The sequence below is a fragment of the Paenibacillus alvei DSM 29 genome, from assembly GCF_000293805.1.
Lineage (GTDB): Bacteria > Bacillota > Bacilli > Paenibacillales > Paenibacillaceae > Paenibacillus_B > Paenibacillus_B alvei.
Genome location: NZ_AMBZ01000004.1, coordinates 458,481 through 477,481, shown reverse-complemented (window position 1 = coordinate 477,481; position 19,001 = coordinate 458,481). Strand labels below are relative to the sequence as shown.

Genomic DNA, 19,001 nt, shown 5'->3' with positions numbered 1-19,001 from the left:
CCAAGATGGCTAGCCCAAATGTTCTTTCTCGCAAAAACCGCATACTGGATGACTACCCCCTTTCTTATTCTGTTGTAAAGTATATGCGATACATACTATTCAAAAAGTCCTTGATCATTCGGATATGTTGCAGAACCACCGTGCGACAACCTACCTTTTGAATACATATAATAATACGTCAACATTATACATTGCGTTTCACCTTTACATATACAGAAAAAAACACTCCTCAAAATAAGGAGTGTTTTTTATCGTTTCGTCAATAGACGCAAAGAGATCGTTTATTGCAGACATTGTTGCACGACAGAATTGACTAACTTGCCGTCTGCGCGCCCCTTCACCTTAGGCATGAGGGCACCCATTACTTTCCCCATGTCGGCTTTCGAAGAAGCACCGGTCTCTTGGATGGTCTCTTGTACAATCACTTTTATCTCTTCTTCGGAAAGCTGAGCTGGAAGATAAGGCGTCAAGATTTCAATCTCCGCCCGTACACCATCTGCCAAATCGCCTCGACCTGCTTTTTCGAACTCGTGGAGGGCATCTTTCCGCTGTTTGATCTCACGACCTAGAATTTCAAGCACTTCATCGTCATTCAAAGTTCTTCTTTCATCTATCTCAACATTCTTGATCGCCGAACGAACCATTCGGATGGTGGAGAGTTTGAACTTGTCTTGACTTTTCATCGCTTGCTTCATATCTTCGTTCAATCTTTGGCTAAGATCCATTGGTGCGTTATCCTCCTAAAACTTTCTCTTGCGGGCAGCCTCGGACTTCTTCTTGCGCTTAACGCTTGGCTTCTCATAGTGCTTGCGCTTTTTAACTTCAGCCAATACGCCATCCTTTGCGATGGAGCGCTTAAAGCGACGAAGTGCGGCATCGATTGTCTCGTTTTTGCGAACTTTCGTTTCAGACACCAGTTATCCCTCCCTCCGAACAGACCGTCCAAGAACAAAAACACGGTTCATCAAACTACATTATATGTGATTCTAAAAGTAGGTGTCAACCATGAGGAAAGATTATGACGAGATTTCACCATTGGAAATGTTTGCCCAAGTGCAATCAAGCCACAACCCCCTCATCATCATTGCAGTATTTTGTTAAGCCGTTGGCCCAACCAATGCACCCAATTGCTTGCCGCCAAGCAAATGATAGTGGATATGGAATACGACTTGTCCGCTATCCTTCCCGCAATTGTTAATCAGGCGGTAGCCTGATTCTGCAATGCCAAGCTCACGGGCAATTTGCTGTGCTGCACGATGAATTTCTCCAATAAGAGCAAAGTCCTCTCCTTCAGCATCATTCATAGTTGCAATATGCTTCTTCGGAATTACGAGAATATGTACTGGAGCTTGTGGGGTAATATCATGGAAAGCAACTACAGTATCATTCTCAAATACTTTTTTCGAAGGAATGGAGCCTTCGATAATTTTACAAAAAATACAATCCATCTCTTTCATTCCTCCTCGTATGAGTTCGTCACGCCCTAGCTTTCTCGCTGTCGGATCGTAATTGTATACCGCTATCATATCAAAAAATAGAAGCTCGTCCAAGTCGGACTAAAAATCGATAGCTCCGGTTCCATCTATACATAGCGGAGCTTTCATTTTTCGTGAATGACCGTGAATTGAAAGATTTCTTAATAAAAGGGAAGAAGCGATAGATCAGCTAGCCCAGCGAGCGGGAGCACAACTTTTCCGAATCGTTTGCCATAACCATAGGGATAGTAATAGTCTGGGCAATACCCTGGAAAATGGGGATCTATAAATGGCGTTTTTACATATGGTGTGCCTGGATATGGATAAGGTTGCGTACGGGGTTGCGGATAATAGCCGTAAGCGGAACGCTCCATTTCCATATACGGGACAAGATTGCCAATTGGCATATTGGTTTCACTGGCCTGCACTGGCTCTGCATGTGTGCATGTTGGAACCGCCAAGCTAATATAATTTTGATCTACCGACTCTACAATAGCCTGATAGACAACTCCATCATGTGTTTGCACACGCACAAAACGATGCATATGTTTCTGACAGTGATCGAATATAGACTCTTTTTCTTTCCCTTTCCCTGTCGCAGTAACTTCAGGAGCAGCATTGTCATCGGCACTGATAGTCGCTTGCGGTTGAACAGTACCCGATTTCTTTGCAACAGATGACCTTTTCTTCATAAGTGCCTCCTTATACGGAAGATCATGCTACGACATCGTATTCGCCTATGGGCTTAAATGTGTATGTAAAGGCAACTTTGTTCAAAAAAATTACATTTCAATTTCCTGACAGTGAAATGTTCGTTCAAAATCGGTAACACAGAAAAAGAGTCACTATGATATATTTATTAAGTTCATAATTTTTTCCATTTTGTTAGGGGATGCAAATTTTGCAACAGAATACTGCGTTTTTACAATTATTGAATGATACGCATAAGCATTTTTCTGGATGGGATTTTCCCTTTATCTCAGCGACGGGGCGTATGCAAGAAGAACTGCTTCCTTGGTCATATGGGAGCATAATTATTCCTCTCATAAGAAAATCCTCTTCTGAGCTTGACAGGCGGCGGTGAATTTTTGTCAAAGCTGCTTCCCTTCCCTCCGCTTATCGCAGCAACAGAAGGTTACCCGCCCAATGTTCCGATAGCGAAGCAGAGACTCGAGCCGCTCGGAGTCAAGGTCGTGGAATTCGACGACGATCATAAACTGCCGCTTGATAGCGCAAGTTTTGACTTAATCATAAACAAGCATGATTCCTACTCCCCTCGTGAAGTTAGGAGAATAATTGTAGACTCTGGTATATTCGTGACACAACAAGTCGGCGGGCAGGATTGCACGGAAATTAATGAGATGCTAGGCGTTCCGCTAAACGAGGAATATAACGATTGGTGCCTGCAATCGGCGGTTGATGACTTAGAAAACAACGGATTTAAAATTGAGTACAGCAATGAAGCCTATCCCGCACAACGCTTCTACGACATCGGGGCACTCGTATATTACATGAAAGCCATTCCTTGGCAGGTTCCTAATTTCGATATCTACTACCGAGAACCGCTATATGAAATATACAATCGGATACAGACCGAAGGATTTTTCGAGGTGAAGCAGCACCGATTCATCTTAATGGCTACCGCCCTGTAACTTACGATTTCAACTACTGATAGCCAACACGCTGTGGTACTAGGATTGTGACATTACTAAAAAAGAGCACCTCGTACCCCGCTTTGCGGGCAGCGCGTCAGCGCTGTGAGCATACTGTTTCTGCAAGCATTGCGCCTATCCTTCATAAAGCACGATTGTTTGCAGACACAATACGATCACCGAGGTGCAATCAAATAATATTAGATGTCGGCTATCTGTATTATAACAGCCTGTTGAAACTGTTACTGTGAGCTATTTCACATCGTTTCAATTCATTTCCATCACAATCCGCGATCCTTGTCCTGCTTGCTCTGCCGGTAGTACAGCCAGCTTTCTCGCCAAGCGCGCTCTCAGCTCTGGAACATGGCTGATTACCCCAACAGACAAGCGGTCCGAATGCAGTTTCTCCAGTGCTGTTACGACGGTATCAAGCAGTTCGGGATCAAGCGTACCGAACCCTTCGTCAAGGAAGAAGAACTCCAAAGGATATTTGCCGCGCAATTGAATTTGCGAGGAAAGTGCAAGTGCCAACGCTAGCGATGTCAAGAAGGTTTCGCCTCCGGACAACGTAGATACCGGTCTGCGAATGCCTCCATTACCATCGTCGCGAATGACGAACCCTCCGCCAGAATCCACTTCCAATGCATAGCGCTGCTTCGTGAGCGACTTCAACCGTTCTGACGCGGCACGGCTAACTTGCATGAGCTGTTCTTCCGCAATAAATTCAACAAAGGCATTGCCTCTGAATACCGACTGCAGCTGATGTAACCGGCCAGCATATTCCTCCGTGCGTGAACGCGCTTCTTCAAGCTCCGTCCAACGCGCATGCTTGCTTCTTAATTGCTCAGCATCCCGCTCTGCCTTAGCCTTGCCGGCAAGTGCGGTTTCAGCGGCTGCTTCGGCTGCTTCTTTCTGTTCGCTGCAAGCGATCCATTGTTCATCGGTAACGAACGAAGCTCCTATTCGCTGCTGCAATCGATTCAACTGGGAAGTGACGTCTCGAACTTCTTCCTTGTAGCTTATCAAGTCTTTCTCCACTTTCTCAACAAGCTCTTCTGCCATTCTAGCAGCATGTACCTCCGCAACATCTACGAATGAAGATTTCTCCAACTGTTCTTGAAGTCGCTGGCTGCTCACTGATGCCTGTTCAGACAGACTCGCCCAAGCCTGCGCAGCAATCGCCGCTTGGCGTCCTGCAGCCTCGCTGGCTGCACGAGCACGACCTGCCACATCTGCTGTGCGCTTTGCTATCTCGCGCAATTCAGCAAGACGTGCTGACGTTGCTGCTGCAAGCTCTTCAAGCGATTGCTCTTGCAGCCATGGCTTCAAGCGTGTCTCATAATCAGCCAGCATGCGTGTAACACCGTTGCACTCTGCTTGTGCGTTAACGCGCTCCACTTCCGCAGCTTGTCGCTGCTGGGTGTACTGTAGGATGCGTTCCTTCATTTCTTCCAAATATACTGCGCTCTTCTCCAGACGTTCTCGACAGTCGCTGACAACGGCCTCTCTCGCATTCCATTCTTGCTGCAGGGTCTCCATCTGTTCGAATTCCCATTGAAATGCCACATAGCGAGCATTCCATGCCTCGCGCTGTTTCAAAAGTGCATCCTTGGCTTCCTTCCACGCGCCATCCGCCTCTCGCAAGGATGCCTCGGCCGATTGATAGCTTAACGACAGCTGCTGAAGCTCCCACTGCTTGCCTTCAGCATCCTTCAGCAACTGATCCATATGCCCTTCCATTTCTCGAGTATGCTGAATATAGGATTGCATGTCATGCTGCAGAGACTTCAATTCCGCTCTCACTACAGACAAGTCGTTTATCACTACTTCCTCGGGCGAAGACAATCCTGCTGCTGAATGGAACTGCGCATGTTCTACAACCGTTGAACCCTCTGATTTGCCATCGAACCATATCTCTCCGTCTTTCGTGAATGACTGTGCAGCAGCAAGCTCGATTATCGAGTCTCTCCACGGAAATTGAACCGTATCCGCTCCGCCTTCTTCAGCAGCCCTCGACAAATGTGCTTGCATCAGCTGCGACGCTCGTTCAGACACTTCCTGAAGCCGGTTCATCCAGGATGCGAACTGTTCACGGCTGCGTGCTGCTTCAGTATCCGCCTCCAGCAATAATCGGCTGGACAAGTTCTTCAGTTGCTCCCATTGCTGCCAGCGCTCATTTCCATCAACAGCGAGCTCCGCGCTTCCTTCCTTATGGGCAGGAGCTGGATGATCCTTCGATCCACACACCGGACAAGGTTTGGAAGGCGCCAATGAAGATGCGAGCTGAACCGCCATCCGCTCCGCCGCTTCCTTCCACTGGCTTTGACGCTCTTGCTCCATTGCTGAATCAATTTTCTCCAAGAGCCGTGACAATTGCTCCCGAATTCGTCTCCAATCTGTCCTTGCTGGCAGCCCATCTTCCATATTGTTCCGAATCGCCCCGGCAGCTGTCAGCAGCTCTCCCAGCTTGTCTTGGAGTTTGTGGAGGACTGCATTCGTCTGCGATTCATGCTTGACCCGAGTATGCTCGAGCTCCTTACAACGCTCCCCCATGAACGAAATCTTATCATAGTGAGATACGGCTTGATGGAACTGCTCCTGCTCCTCTGACGATTTAAGATGAGCCGCAAGTATTGTCCGCAGCTCCTCTTGGCGTACCCCGCCTTTTTCACCAACTGCTCTGATCGCTCTATTTCTAAGGCAGCAGCGGTATACCGCGCATGCGCGTTCTCCATACGGAGCTTCCACTCGCCTTCCTCCTTGCGCAGACGATCGCATTCATGCTGGAGGCGAACGGCCTCCTGAAGCTGCTCGCTTCGTCGCAGCAGTTCCGGTTCCTCGCGTTCCTGAATCCTCTTGGCTTCCTCTGCATCGGACATCGCTTTCTCTGCTGCAAACACTGCTAGACGAGCTTGTTCCTCATGCGCTTTACGCTCCTCCTCAGCCATGTTCTGCTTCACATTCAACTGCTCCGCTTCTAATGCCATGGGAGCAATCCGCTCTGCCTCTTTCGCTCGCTTCAGCTTTAACTCTTCATCCGCACGCATCGGCTCCTCAGCATGTAGTTCAGCCATTCTTAGGGAGATGCGCGCATGCTCCTGCTGGAGATCACGCTGTTCAGCCATCTCATGGTATTGGCGATCAGCAGCTAACTTCGCCTCCTTCGCTTGCTCAGCATGCAGGGACGCTTCAGTCAGCACCTGCTCTGCCAGAGCCAAAGCCTCCTTCGACGCATCCCCCAAGCCCTGCTGCTCAGCCGAATAAGCCATTAGCTCAGCTTCGGCTGCCTTCGCTCGGCGGGAAATACGTGCGGAAAGCTCGTCTCCATATTTTTCGAGCGAGAAGAGGCGCTGAAGCATTTGCCTTCTATCGCTTCCCTTGAGCGACAAAAATTCTGCGAACTTCCCTTGCGGAAGGACGACTGCCCTAGTAAAATCATCCATTTTCAACCCAATGTGCTGCTCTACACAGCGTGTCACCTCAGCCAGCTTATCAGCCAAGACAACATCACCTTCCGATGTTATCTCGACAAATCGACTGACCGTATTGCTGACCGTTATATCGCCTGTACGCTTGAATCTCCGCTCAACGCGGAACATTCTATGTTCACCGGCACCGTTCAACTCAAACGTAAAAGCCACAGACAATTGATTTTCCGCCTGATTCAAAATGCCCTGTGTACCATTGGTTGCTCGCTCCACCTTCCCGTACAGCGCAAGCGTCATCGCATCTAATATTGTGGATTTGCCGCTTCCTGTCGGGCCAAATATGCCGAATAGTCCGGTTTCGCACAGTGTCCGGAAGTCGAGGCACTGCTCTTCTCGATAGCTTTGCAATCCTGCAAGCTTCAGCTCGATTGGCTTCACGCGCCTTCACCTTCCTTCTCCAATCCGTCTTCTCCAATCAATTCCAGGAAACAGTCAACCAGTGCATCGTCGGGCTTGGCTCCCCCAGTTTGACGTTCATAGAATCGCCGAAACAGTTCATGCACAGGGAGTTCACTGCGCCTTCCTTCCTCTGCTGCTATTCGTTCGATTTCTGGATAAATGGGACGAATATTGACGATCCCTTCATGTATCCGGCGCAGCTTTTGAATTTGTTCCATAGTCAATGCTTCCGTAAGATGAATACGAACGTCCAGCCATGCCCCAGCATCTCTACCTTCCTCAATCCAACGGAGCACTTCTTCATATCCGCCGCGCACATTCCATTCTATGAGCGGCTTGCCCGAAGACAGGAATCGCTCCTGCGGCATAGCCTCCATGCCCGGAGCCAGATCGAGCAAAGTTACCGACTTCGCCTGACCAGCCTCAGAGAAGCTGTAGCCGAGCGGTGATCCGCTGTACCGAATTACACCAGGCCCCTTGACTGCCTGCGGCCGATGCAAATGGCCGAGCGCACTATACTGCGGCGCTGCAGGAGCCCCCAAACAGGCGAATACACTTGGATCGACCGTATATGCTCCCCCTACCTGAATAGGACGTTCAGAATCCGTCTCCAATCCGCCAAGGACATATAGATGACTCATAATCAGATTCACTGCGGATGGACGGAAATGCATAGCCTGACGCTGCAGCAGCTGACCCACTTTCGCACTGTATGCGCTGCGCAGCTCATGCTCTTCATTTGAAGAGGTAAGCAGTTCTCCCAATCGCGCCTCAGACGGATAAGGCAGCCCTGCAATAACTGCATCTTCCCCCGTTCTGGCACAATGGATTGTAACTGCTTCTAAAGTTGGCTGCCCAATCAGCGTTACGCCAAGCTCATGAACGAGCGGTGCAGACGCAGACAGCCGATCTGGATGATCATGGTTACCGGATATAATCACTACCGGCCGCTGGCCGCTGCGCGACAATCTAGCAGCCGCCTCATAGAACAGTTGCTCTGCCGCTGCCGGCGGGTTGACTGAATCATATATGTCTCCTGCGATCAAGATTAGGTCTGCCTGCTCCTCATCCGCGAGCTGCACGAATTCATCAACAAAAGCTGCCTGCTCATTCAGACGGCTTCTCCCTTCCAGCGTTCGCCCAAAGTGCCAATCCGCCGTATGCAAGATACGCATGGTTGTCTCTCCTTCCCTATCTGCGATAACAATTGATTACAGTTCACATGCCTGCCCTGCATCGAAAAAGTACAGCACCTTGCGGTCGACTGGGCGATGGAAGATCTGCTCAATTGCGCGCGCGTATAAATTCAACTGGAAGCGATAGTGCTCCGTCAAGGCCTTCAGACCGCCCCGATCCTCAAGCACCTTATCGGTCTTATAGTCAAGCAGCACGAGCTGTCCCTCCCACTCGAACATGCAATCAATGACCCCTTGGACGAGCACCGTCTCCTCGTCAAGCAAGCCAGAAGCATCTCGTGCCGCGAAGGTGGAGGTTGCGACAAAGCGCTCGATTGACTGTTTCTCCTGTTGGCGGCTGTTTTCCTTCACTATCTCTACCGAATCAACCTCTCCAGACTGTGTCCCTTGCTCAACAGAATCCGGCTCAATGTTGTCTTGCTCAAGCGTCAATTTTCCAGAACCGAAATGCAGCTGTCTCGTCAGCTCAATTGTGTACACTTCAGCTGCCGTCAGCCCATAGCTGAATGGAAGCTCCCGCTTCACCCATGATGCCTGAACCAATTGACGGCCCACCTCGCTTTGGAAAAAGCCAGCAACCGCAGCCTGATCGATTGCTTCCGCCTGCTTATCAGACATATATTGATGCTGAACCAAGTGCAGCAGCGTAGCTCTAACCGTATCTACTGTTACATCCGAATGAAGAGGCATATGTTGCATGAGCAAATGATACATGGTTCCCCGTTCCGCAGGTGTCACCTTGCTTGCCTCCATGAATTTAGGGCGTTGCAAATGCAGGGTGAATCCCTCTTCGCTGTTAGCAGGAGAAGATGCGGATGCACTGTCCCCTTTCGGTATCACCAAGGATGGAGCATTTTCGATTGAAGCTCCGCCTTCCACTATCTCTTCCAACATAGGTAAAAGCTCAGTGTCAGGCTCAGCAACCCATTGATCAGCCGGCCATTCTTCTGATGCTGCCATCCGCTTCATTTCCGTCACCGATGTCTTGGCGGGCAGCAGGCTAGCAATCCGATTCGGATCACGCCATTTAAGGCGTTCATCCAATACTGCCTGCCAATCACTTGCCGGCATCTCCTCCTGCACTTCCAGCCGCGCCAATGCTGCAAGCAGATCTGCCTTATCTTCATCCAGTTCCATCCCGCCAATTGCGGTGCCTGAAGCAAGAATTGCTGCGGACATAATCGACAGGCGCCACTCCGATTGATCCTCCAACAGGCATTCGCCATTGCGATTCGGAAGTCCCGCATAGCGGCGCCATTCAGAAGCAGACTTGTGACGAATGACAGACGGGCCGATCCAATCCATGTAGGAACGTGCCCGCGCAACCATGTAATCAGGCAGCAGCAGGGATTCTACATCAAGAGCCTCTCCCCACTCGCGAATGGCCTTCTCTGGATCATTGACGGTGCCGATTAGAATCATCTTCTCCTTAGGCCGTGTCAAGGCGACGTATAAGACACGCATCTCCTCTGCGAGAAGCTCAAGCTTCATTTGTCTGCGAATCGCCAAGTTTGGCAGCGTCGGATAAGAAACTCGAAGCTCTTCATCAACGAACTTCGGCCCAAAGCCAAGCTGCTTGTGCACCAAAAAGGAAGAATTCAAATCTTGTTGATTGAAACGCTTCGATAGTCCCGCAACAAAAACAATGGGGAACTCCAAGCCTTTACTTTTGTGGATGGTCATAATCCGGACAACATCCTCTTGCTCCCCTAATGCGCGGGCAGTTCCCAAGTCCCCGCCTGTGTCGCGCATACGATCAATAAAGCGAAGAAAACGGAACAAACCGCGAATGGAGGAGGATTCGTATTGACGCGCCCGATCATACAGTGCACGCAAATTGGCCTGGCGCTGCATGCCTCCTGCCAATCCACCTACCCATTCATAGTAGCCTGTTTCCCGGTACAGCTGCCAAATAAGCTGCGATAGACTTCCTTGACGAGCTGCTATTCGCCAATGCTCCAGCTTGTATAGGAAGCGGTACAGCTTGTCCTGCAGGTCTAAAGCCTCTGAGGCATCGTTTCCAGCTTGCTTTCCCCCCTCATCTTGCACTGTTCTGCATACTGCGTCATAGAAGGAGATTCCTTTCCCTACAAGCCGAATATGTGCTAGCTCTTCTGGCGTAAGTCCAACGATAGGCGAGCGAAGAACAGCCGCCAGCGGGATATCCTGCTGCGGATTATCAATCACGCGAAGCAATGACAACACAACTTCAACCTCGGTAGCTTGGAAATAGCCCGTATTAAACTCGGCATATGCAGGAATGCCTTCCAATCTAAGCTCCTCTACCATGAGCGGCGCCCAGGCTTGTGTCGCTCGCAGCAATATCACAATATCCCGATACGTCGCCGGACGCATACGCTTCAAGTGCTTGTCGTAGACCAGAAACGGTTCTGTCCCTTCATCCCCAAGCAGTCTGCGGATTCTCCCTGCAATTGCCCTCGCTTCGAGGCGGGCTGTTTCCATTTCAGCCGGGTCAAGCGAAGTCGCTGAGGATCCATCCATATCCGACTCTTCATCCTCATTCTCATCTGCAGCAGCCTCCGTGTCTGCCCCTGCGCTCGCCTTCTCAATCAATACCAGTTCGGTTGCATAGTTCTGGCGCTCTGCAAGCTGCTCGCTATCGGGTTCCCGCTGAGCGGCGCGCAATTCCTCGCTGATATCCTCCAACGTCGGGTAGGAAGCGCCGCATACAAGTTCAGCGGACTCATCATATTTCAGCTCAGCGACTCGCTCGTTCATAATTTGTCGGAACAGCATATTGACTGCATCGACGACCCCTTGTCGGCTGCGGAAGTTGCGCGCCAAGTCAATACGGATTCCCTTATGCTCGCTGCTGTCTAAAGAATACGATTCATATTTGCTCAGGAACAGCCCTGGCTCAGCAAGACGGAAGCGATAAATGCTTTGCTTCACGTCTCCAACCATAAAGCGATTACCTGCGCCGGAACGCGTAATCAGATTCACAATCGCTTCCTGAACCATATTGGTATCCTGATATTCATCAAGTAAAATTTCAACGTACTGCTCTTCATACTGTCTGGCTGCTTCGGATGGAATGGTGTGATCCGGCGTCGAGCTCGGATCACGTAGAATGCGGAGGCAATAATGCTCCAAATCTGAAAAATCAAGCCATCCCTTTTTGCGTTTGGCTTCCTCGAAGCGTATGCCGAATTCAATCACGACATCCGCGAGCGTATGCATAACTGGTGCAATGACAGTCAGTTCCTGCAAAAATTGCTCCGGAGTTCTGCGAAACAATTCGTCCCGCAACTGCTGAAGCCGAGCTTTTGCTTGATCGCGAAGACGCTTTACCTGCTCCTGCAGCGATTTATCATACTTATCCCCCCGGCACGCAGCCAATCGACCAAACGACAGCAGATCAAATGAAGCATGCAGCTTCTCCCACGGTTCATTCTCAGCCGCCTCGGCCAAGGCCGCTGCTCCTGACAGCTCCTGAATAAGTGCCTCCCGATACGGTTCAGGTCCGCCAGGGGCATCCAACAATCGATACGCTTGCCGCAGCAGCTCTACAACTCCGTTCAAGGTCAAGCGTGCATCCTGCATGACGCTCGCCACCCAAGGCGTACGACCCAGTTCGTCCACCGATTTCACTTCGAACGAAGCGGCCATTTCCTTCATCCAATCATCCGGCCAAGGGTGGCTGCGCGAGAAGTCATACAGCTGTTGAACTAAGCGAAATGCAGCTTCATCGCTGCGTTCTCCGCTGAACCAATCAACCATTCGCTTGAACTCCACGTGTCCGTCTGCATAGCGCTGCTCGAACAATTCTTCCAATACATCCTGCCGCAGCAGCTCTGTCTCGGTTTCATTCGAAATCCGGAAAGCCGGATCAAGCTGCACAGATTGGAAATGACGTTGAATCACTTCAAGGCAGAAGGAGTGCAGCGTTGTGATGGAAGCACGATTCAATAGCGCCAGCTGACGTCGAAGATGCTCTGAATCCGGCTTTGCCTCCAATTCCCGCTCCAGAGCAAGCCGAATCCGCTCTCTCATTTCAGATGCGGCCGCTTTTGTAAACGTTGCGACAAGCAGCTGATCGACATGAACAGGATGCTCCTCATCACGAATCGTCCGGATGATGCGTTCAACGAGCACAGCTGTTTTCCCTGAACCGGCCGCAGCAGCGACAAGCACATTTTGCCCCCCGTCGACGACAGCGCGCCATTGCTCGTCTGTCCAGGTGCTCCCTTTCGGCTTGCCTGGAAGCACCCTTACTGTAGACGATGCCTGATTCTCATCCGAACGAGACGATACCCAATCCAGCAAATCAAGCTCCAGATCCTGCTTATCGTCCAGAATCTCACTTTCGTTCTTATTTTCGCGCTGATCCATCCTCGTCTTCCCCTCCTTCCATCTTCATCCATACTTCTTCCTTCGTCATCCGCGGCAATACATGATATTCATTGCCCTCGGTCAACTCATCGAACTGGCATACAGGTTTATAGCTGCAAAAATCACACGCCTTCTTTGTACCAAGGCGATACGGATCAATGCGAACGTCGCCATCGGTAATGCGGGTTCCGATATCTTGAATCACATGGCGTGCCGTTCCGCGCAGCATATCCCACTGTTCTGTAGTTGCAACAGAGGCATTGCTGTAAAACGAACCGTCCGCCTTTACCGCTACGGGAAGAACGTCCGAATATCCTTTTTCAAGCGGCTCATCCATCAAGGACACTACCTCTCGATCCGCTAGGACGAGTCCGCGCATTTTATATTTCTTCATCATTTGCTCGTAAGCTTGCTCCACACTCATTCCATTCGCAGCCTGCAATAGCGGATTGTGAACATGGAAATAGAGTGTGCCTGCAGGCAATGCCGCCGTTCCAAGCCACATTTCCGCATATGTGATCAACACATCCAAATAAGTGAGCATTTGCAGCGACAACCCATAATACACTTCCTGCAGCTTCAAATCTGTCGCACTTGATTTGTAATCGATCACCCGCAGAAGAACGCCTCGCTCGCTTTCCGCCTTGTCGACTCGGTCAATGCGGCCGATGATCTCCATCGTGCATCCATTGCTAAGTGTGAAGCGAAGCGGCGGCAGCAGCTTATCTGGCCCAAAATCCAACTCCAGCCCAATCGGCTCAAAACGGCCTCTTCGCGCATGCTCCCCAAGCACAGAAGCCGCACGTCCTACAATTCGCTTCAACTTGAGGGAAATATGCTCATAGCGCTTCGAGCTCAGCAGGATTTCCCCCTGTAGCCTTGGAGCAAGCATATCTACAATGCGATCCGCTTCTGCCCGGCATTCATCCGCAGACAGAGCCGCCCATGTGCGGTTCGAGCTTTGCAAATCTATCGCAAAACGGCTGAGTGCCGCATGGAACAACTGCCCAATATCCGGCGCCTCCAATCGATATACTCGACGCTCCTTCAACTTTAAGCCATGGGAAGCGAAATGCGAGAATGGACAGGCAACGAAACGCTCCATGCGAGACACACTCGTCCGCAAAGCAGTGCCGTACAAGTGACGGCTCGTTACCGGAGTTAGCGCCTCTGCCTGATTGCGATACAAGAGTGAGCTCATCAGCACCTTCAGTCGATCATGCCAAGCTGGCTGCGCTGCAAACCAGCGGTATACATCCCACCACACATTAGCGATCGGCCTTCCTTGACGCCATTGACGCAGCTGGACGATCAAGTGCTTGAGCGCAGATTCTGGATAGACGGCGAATTCCGCTTGCTCCTGTTCATTCATAAACTCGTTCGGCTCAGCCATGACGAGCCGTTCTTGCACACGCGGGAACATGCTGCGCACATGCCGCACCACCTCGGACGGCAGCAGGGTCTTTCCTTCTTCATCAGCGAGCGCATAACTAATCCATAAACTTCTGCTTGGAGTAGCAAAAGATTGATAGATTAAGAAACGCTCATCCAAAAGCTTGCGGCGAACGCCCGGCGCAAGCTCCATGCCAATTTGCTGCAGCGTATCCCGTTCATGCTCGGTGAGCACTCCATCCTCAATCGGCCGCGCTGGTATAACGCCATCATTTACGCCTAACATATATAAATGCATAATTTGGCCTGGTCTTGTCCGATCCATCGAAGCAATGAGCACCTGATCAAGCGCAGGCGGCACAAGCGCCATTTTGATGCTCTCGAATCCAGTATCGAGCATGCCGCCGAACAATTCTATACTCATCTTCTCTTCGCCAACCATTTCAACCATTTGATCCAAAATGTCTAAGAGCGAGCCCCATATTTGCCGATGCTCCCGCGATAACTGGACATCCCCATCAAGCAGAGCATCCTGACTCATGCGCTCCAGCTTGTGAGGTACGCCAAGCGCCATCCAGAAGGAGTACAGGGCTTCGCACATGCCTCGCACATTCGAGCTTGCCTTCATCGAGCGTGCAAGCTCGGCAATCGGCTCGGCAATGATGCTGCGGCAATGCTCCACCCATTCTGGCGCATGTTTTGGTTTTTCCGCAGCATCGGCTTCTTCTTCCGTACGCTCCGCCGCTCCGTCAGCATGATCCGGATCGAGCGACAGGTCTGGAATCGCGGGCCACGGACGCTTATTCGTCCACATCGTCCCTTCAATGCCGCAAGCAAGCACATAGTTCTCCAGCTTGTCAAAATGCTCTCTTGTTATCGAGGCGTCGTCAGGCAGCAGAAAGTCTGTTTTGACAAATCGAAATACAGCATCGTATTTCCAATTGCCTATCAATATATCAAGCACAGCCCGCGTCATTTCGACAAAAGGATGATGTAAAACTGATTTCTTCTGATCCGTAAAGTATGGAATCCCCGCTTCCGTGAACACCGTATCAATCAGCTCGCCATAATGCGCAATATTTCGCACCATAACCGCCATGTCTCTCCAGCGGACTTGTTCATTGCGCACACGGCTCAGCATATCTCTAGCTATCGCTTCAACCTCTGCGCGGCGATGAACAGCAGCCTGCACGGTAATCTCTTGTTCATCTTTACGGGCAGGCGGATGCCCATCCTTGATCTTGCTTGCCGCGGCGGCATTTTCCGACTCGCGATACTTTACTTTGCGCTCGAAGTTCCGCTCCAGATGAGCGAGCATGGGCGATGCCGCATAACGTGGAAGCGGATCTTCCTGCGGCTCCAGCTTCGTGATGCGCCCGATCTCTACACCGAGGGTGTCGGCGATTTCGCGCAGCTTCAGCATCGTAGTAGCCGTCGGGTGGAACAAGTTCAGCTCATGCGGAACCTCGCCTAGCTCATACGCCTTGTCCAGACACAGCGTCACGTTCACATTAGGCGCATGAAGAATAAGGGAAGCGAGAACTGCATATTCCTGTGGGGTAAATCCATGAAACCCGTCAATCCAAATATCGGCATTCTTTACATACTTCGATGCTGCAACCCCCTCGGACAGCTTGGCAAGCACATCTTCGCCATCCAAATAGCGGCCAGCCAATTCCGATTCGAATTCGTGCAGAATGCTGGATATGTCTCGCAACTTCGCGGACAGCAGCGGCTGGCCGGTCATATGCGCATCCAAAAAAGCGAGATGCTCATCCACCTCACTGGGTTCCACTCGATATCGCTTCATTTCATCAAAGAGATCATTTAGTTTCTCAATAAATCCAAATTGCTCCGCCGCACCAGCGAATAAAGGCAAATCCGACTTGCGGCGCTGCAAGATTTTGTACAGCAGCATCTTCTTGCCTTCTTCATTGATAGGAGTCAGTGCTGTGCCGCCCGTTTCCTGCATTACCCGATACGCAAGACGACGGAAGCTCAGCACTTGCGCTCTCATAATGCCCGCGATTCCTTCCTCGCGAATGAGCGCATGTTCTGCTTGAAAAGTTGCCTGTTCAGGCACTATCCATATGATCGGAGTCCCGTCCGCTTTACTCCGAAGCTCATCTCGTACTTGTCTCAATACATGCTCCGTCTTGCCACTGCCGGAACGACCGATGACAAAATGCAACGGCAAAGTGATCCCTCCATTTCCCTGATTACGATTCATGGCATCTGCTTGCCACGATGTGATAAACTATAATCAAACCAATAAATGGTATATATTTTCGAATACAGCCGATTCTAGCATTAGGTTTCATTATACCATAATCCAATCTGTCGATAGAACACATGTTTGGAAAAGATGCCGATATTCGCCAATCGCTTCCTGTGATAGACATCATTTTACGAGGAAGGCGGGATCGAAGACGAGGCTCATGTTCAACATACCCTCTAATTCGAACAAGGAGGCTGATTGTCATGATTCATATTGTCAACGGGGAGTGCACTGCCAGACAACTAAGCAGCATTGCTGAACAGCGATGGAAAGAGAAGGTATGGGTATATTCTGAACTGCTGACCGAAGGCCCTGTATATGCAAGGCTAGAGCAGTATTTAGCGTATCGGGCTTTGCAACTGGAGCGCATGTGCGGACTGCCTTCAACTGTTTTTTGCAGAGAGGAAATGAACAGGAACGTTCGTGGAAATCTGATATTTTACCCGCTAATGAGATTGCATTATGGTTCGAACACGATTTGTTTGACATTACAATGCTACTCCGCTTAGTGGATCGCCTAACACAGGAAAATGCGAACGCCAAACTTTACTGGGTCGATATTGCATCGATCGCTGAGCATGATCGCTATCTCGGATTTGGCGCGTTGACAGGAGAACAATTGGCTCCTTATCGCGACACTGCCATTTTACTGACCGCAGAGCGTATCGAATGGATGCGATCAGCATGGATCGCATATACGAGTCCAAATCCGCTTAAAATTGCGCAATGGGTTAACGATGCCAGTTCCGTATCTGCCCCATTCTGCGCTATTAGGGAAGCGCTTCAGTTCCATCTTTCCCGTTATCCATCCGTACAGGATGGAATGGGAATTGTGGAGCGAATCACACTGCATGCCGTTAAGGATGGAACTGCTTCCTTTCAACAATGCTACGACATTGTTCGCAAGCAGCTGCCGGAATACGGACTAGGGGATTTGCAATTCTGGGGCTACCTGCGCAGATTGACAAGTGGCGATGCTCCTCTGCTTGAGCTGTCTCCAAGCTCGTCCCCATTGCCTGAACCTTTCCAGTCCTCTGCTGCGAATGACGGGCAGCTGTTCGTAACCGACAATGGCCAACAGGTGCTGAACGGCACACTCAACTGGGCGCAAGCCGGTGGATATGGACGCTGGCTGGGCGGTGCATTTATAACTCGCACTGCAGTCGGAATAAAATAGCAGCAAGATGAAATCTTTAAACGGATACGATTTTGAACATGTACGTATGCAAAAGAAGCGCCGTGCATTGTAGACCAATCCGATCTGGTCTACAGTGCATAGCGCTTTTCACGTAAATCCCTTCAATTGCAGCGGATGAACCGCTTAAAATACTACTTCGTGCGAACCTCGAAAATAGCGAACTTCAAATAATGTCCTTCATCAACACCCGCAATTTGCGGGTGATCCTTGCCCGCAGGGCGCCATTCCACAAGACGAAGCACCTTGCCCGCATCCTGTGCCGCATCCAATATCGACTGCATGAACATGTCTGGCCGCATATGATAAGAGCAGCTTGCCGTTACCAAATAGCCGCCATCATTAACGAGCTTCATGCCGTGCAGATTAATATCCTTGTATCCGCGATACGCCCCCTCAACAGCGCCTCGCGTTTTTGCAAAGGCGGGAGGATCCAGTACGACAACATCCCACGTACGTCCGCCGCCAGCGGTCATCGGCTTCGAAGTATCTACCTTCTTCGCACCGGCTTCTCCACTCGCCCGCTGTGCACGCTCCTCCAAGCCGTGAACCTGCTCGCGCAAGTAGGCGAAGGCATCCGCAACGACAAACTCTACACGCTCTGTAAAACCATTCAATTCAACATTGCGCTTCGCACTCTCGATCGCATGCTCGGAAATATCGAGACAAGTGACCTTCTTGGCCCCATATTTACAAGCATTCAGTGTGAAGCTTCCCGTATGAGAGAAGCATTCCAGCACAGTCGCTCCATCCCACCAAGGGAAGGTAACCGGCTTGCCCTTTGCATTAAGCGGCAGCGTCTGAACAGTTCCATCCTCTGCTTCTACTTCACCCAATCGGATGCCGCTGCGGGCTCCCCAGCCTGTCATGAGCGGGGCAATGGAAGCGCGGTTCTCACGCTGATCGAAGAAGTAGCCAGTCTTCTGTCCTTCTACAATATCCACTTCGATGAGAAGCCCGTTCTCCTCCACTTGAACATGACGCGGGCAATCTCCGTACAGAATACCTGTCTTCTGTTCAAGTCCTTCCCGCTCGCGAATTGGCACATCACTGCGCTCGTAGATGCCGCGCGGCTGCATGACATCTACCAAAGCTGCAACCAAAGCCTCCCGATGCACATCCATACCGAGTGTCACGATTTGCACGACGAGAACATCACCAAAGCGATCGACGATGAGTCCCGGCAGGAAGTCGGCTTCTCCATACACAAGACGATATGCCGCAGCTCCAGGCAAGAAGCGCTGGCGATGAGCGACACAGCGTTCAATCCGTTCCTTGAAGAAGGCTTCATCCATCGCTTCAATCGGTTCATAGGACACGATCCGAACCGTAATTTGCGATGCAGGATTATAATATCCTGTTGCGATATATTTCCCTTGGGCGTTCTGGACATCCACAAGCGTTCCCGGCTGCGGGTTACCTTCTACCACCTCTATTTCCGATTGATACACCCATGGATGAGAGCGTTCAATTCTCTTTTTCCGCGAACGGATTAATTTTACAAAAGGCCTATTCAATTACAGTTCTCCTCTCGGCTCCCATAGCTTGTCATGGCTGTCCACTCGCAAGCATA

11 protein-coding genes and 2 pseudogenes are annotated in these 19,001 nt (G+C 50.6%); 3 read left to right on the top strand and 10 right to left on the bottom strand.

The window, feature by feature from the left end:
• Positions 1-281 precede the first annotated feature (281 nt).
• The 4 genes from PAV_RS15875 to PAV_RS15860 form a co-directional block, all read right to left on the bottom strand.
• Positions 282-725, bottom strand: coding sequence for a GatB/YqeY domain-containing protein (locus PAV_RS15875; RefSeq protein ID WP_005547959.1), 444 nt, complete (start codon positions 723-725; stop codon positions 282-284).
• Between the two features lie 15 nt (positions 726-740).
• Entirely contained in the window at positions 741-914 is a 174-nt protein-coding gene (gene rpsU, locus PAV_RS15870; RefSeq protein WP_005547957.1) for a 30S ribosomal protein S21, read from the bottom strand.
• A 183-nt stretch (positions 915-1,097) separates the two neighbouring features.
• Positions 1,098-1,448, bottom strand: a complete 351-nt coding sequence (locus PAV_RS15865) for a histidine triad nucleotide-binding protein (RefSeq protein ID WP_005547923.1) — start codon at positions 1,446-1,448, stop codon at positions 1,098-1,100.
• 188 nt (positions 1,449-1,636) lie between these two features.
• Positions 1,637-2,167 (bottom strand): hypothetical protein, encoded by a 531-nt coding sequence (locus PAV_RS15860; protein WP_005547921.1) that lies wholly within the window; start codon positions 2,165-2,167, stop codon positions 1,637-1,639.
• Positions 2,168-2,376: 209 nt separating this feature from the next.
• Between PAV_RS15860 and PAV_RS15855 the strand changes: the two are divergent.
• Positions 2,377-3,127 (top strand): annotated as a pseudogene (locus PAV_RS15855) (SAM-dependent methyltransferase).
• Between the two features lie 267 nt (positions 3,128-3,394).
• Here PAV_RS15855 and PAV_RS37875 read toward each other — a convergent pair.
• The 5 genes and pseudogenes from PAV_RS37875 to addB all read right to left on the bottom strand — a co-directional run.
• Positions 3,395-4,018, bottom strand: a pseudogene (locus PAV_RS37875) (SbcC/MukB-like Walker B domain-containing protein); the annotation flags it as partial.
• 1,559 nt (positions 4,019-5,577) lie between these two features.
• Positions 5,578-6,993 carry an AAA family ATPase gene (locus PAV_RS37870; protein WP_051135139.1) on the bottom strand — a complete coding sequence of 472 codons (1,416 nt, stop codon included), beginning with the start codon at positions 6,991-6,993 and terminating at the stop codon, positions 5,578-5,580.
• On the bottom strand, positions 6,990-8,189 hold the full coding sequence (locus PAV_RS15845; protein ID WP_005547917.1) for an exonuclease SbcCD subunit D: 1,200 nt from the start codon (positions 8,187-8,189) through the stop codon (positions 6,990-6,992). Before PAV_RS15845 ends, PAV_RS37870 begins: the two co-directional genes overlap by 4 nt.
• Before the next feature lie 36 nt (positions 8,190-8,225).
• A complete protein-coding gene (locus PAV_RS15840) occupies positions 8,226-12,563 on the bottom strand; it encodes a UvrD-helicase domain-containing protein (protein ID WP_005547916.1) in 4,338 nt (1,445 codons plus the stop codon).
• On the bottom strand, positions 12,544-16,152 hold the full coding sequence (gene addB / locus PAV_RS15835; protein WP_005547914.1) for a helicase-exonuclease AddAB subunit AddB: 3,609 nt from the start codon (positions 16,150-16,152) through the stop codon (positions 12,544-12,546). The genes PAV_RS15840 and addB overlap by 20 nt, the downstream gene beginning before the upstream one ends.
• A 284-nt stretch (positions 16,153-16,436) precedes the next feature.
• Here addB and PAV_RS36215 point away from each other — a divergent pair, with 284 nt between their 5' ends.
• Together PAV_RS36215 and PAV_RS15830 are read left to right on the top strand one after the other, a co-directional pair.
• Complete coding sequence (locus PAV_RS36215) at positions 16,437-16,742, top strand: hypothetical protein (protein WP_005547912.1); 306 nt, start codon at positions 16,437-16,439, stop codon at positions 16,740-16,742.
• On the top strand, positions 16,712-17,410 hold the full coding sequence (locus tag PAV_RS15830) for an RNA polymerase subunit sigma (RefSeq protein ID WP_238555838.1): 699 nt from the start codon (positions 16,712-16,714) through the stop codon (positions 17,408-17,410). The genes PAV_RS36215 and PAV_RS15830 overlap by 31 nt, the downstream gene beginning before the upstream one ends.
• A 152-nt stretch (positions 17,411-17,562) precedes the next feature.
• Here PAV_RS15830 and PAV_RS15825 read toward each other — a convergent pair whose 3' ends face one another.
• Complete coding sequence (locus PAV_RS15825; protein WP_005547908.1) at positions 17,563-18,945, bottom strand: class I SAM-dependent rRNA methyltransferase; 1,383 nt, start codon at positions 18,943-18,945, stop codon at positions 17,563-17,565.
• Positions 18,946-19,001: the final 56 nt, after the last annotated feature.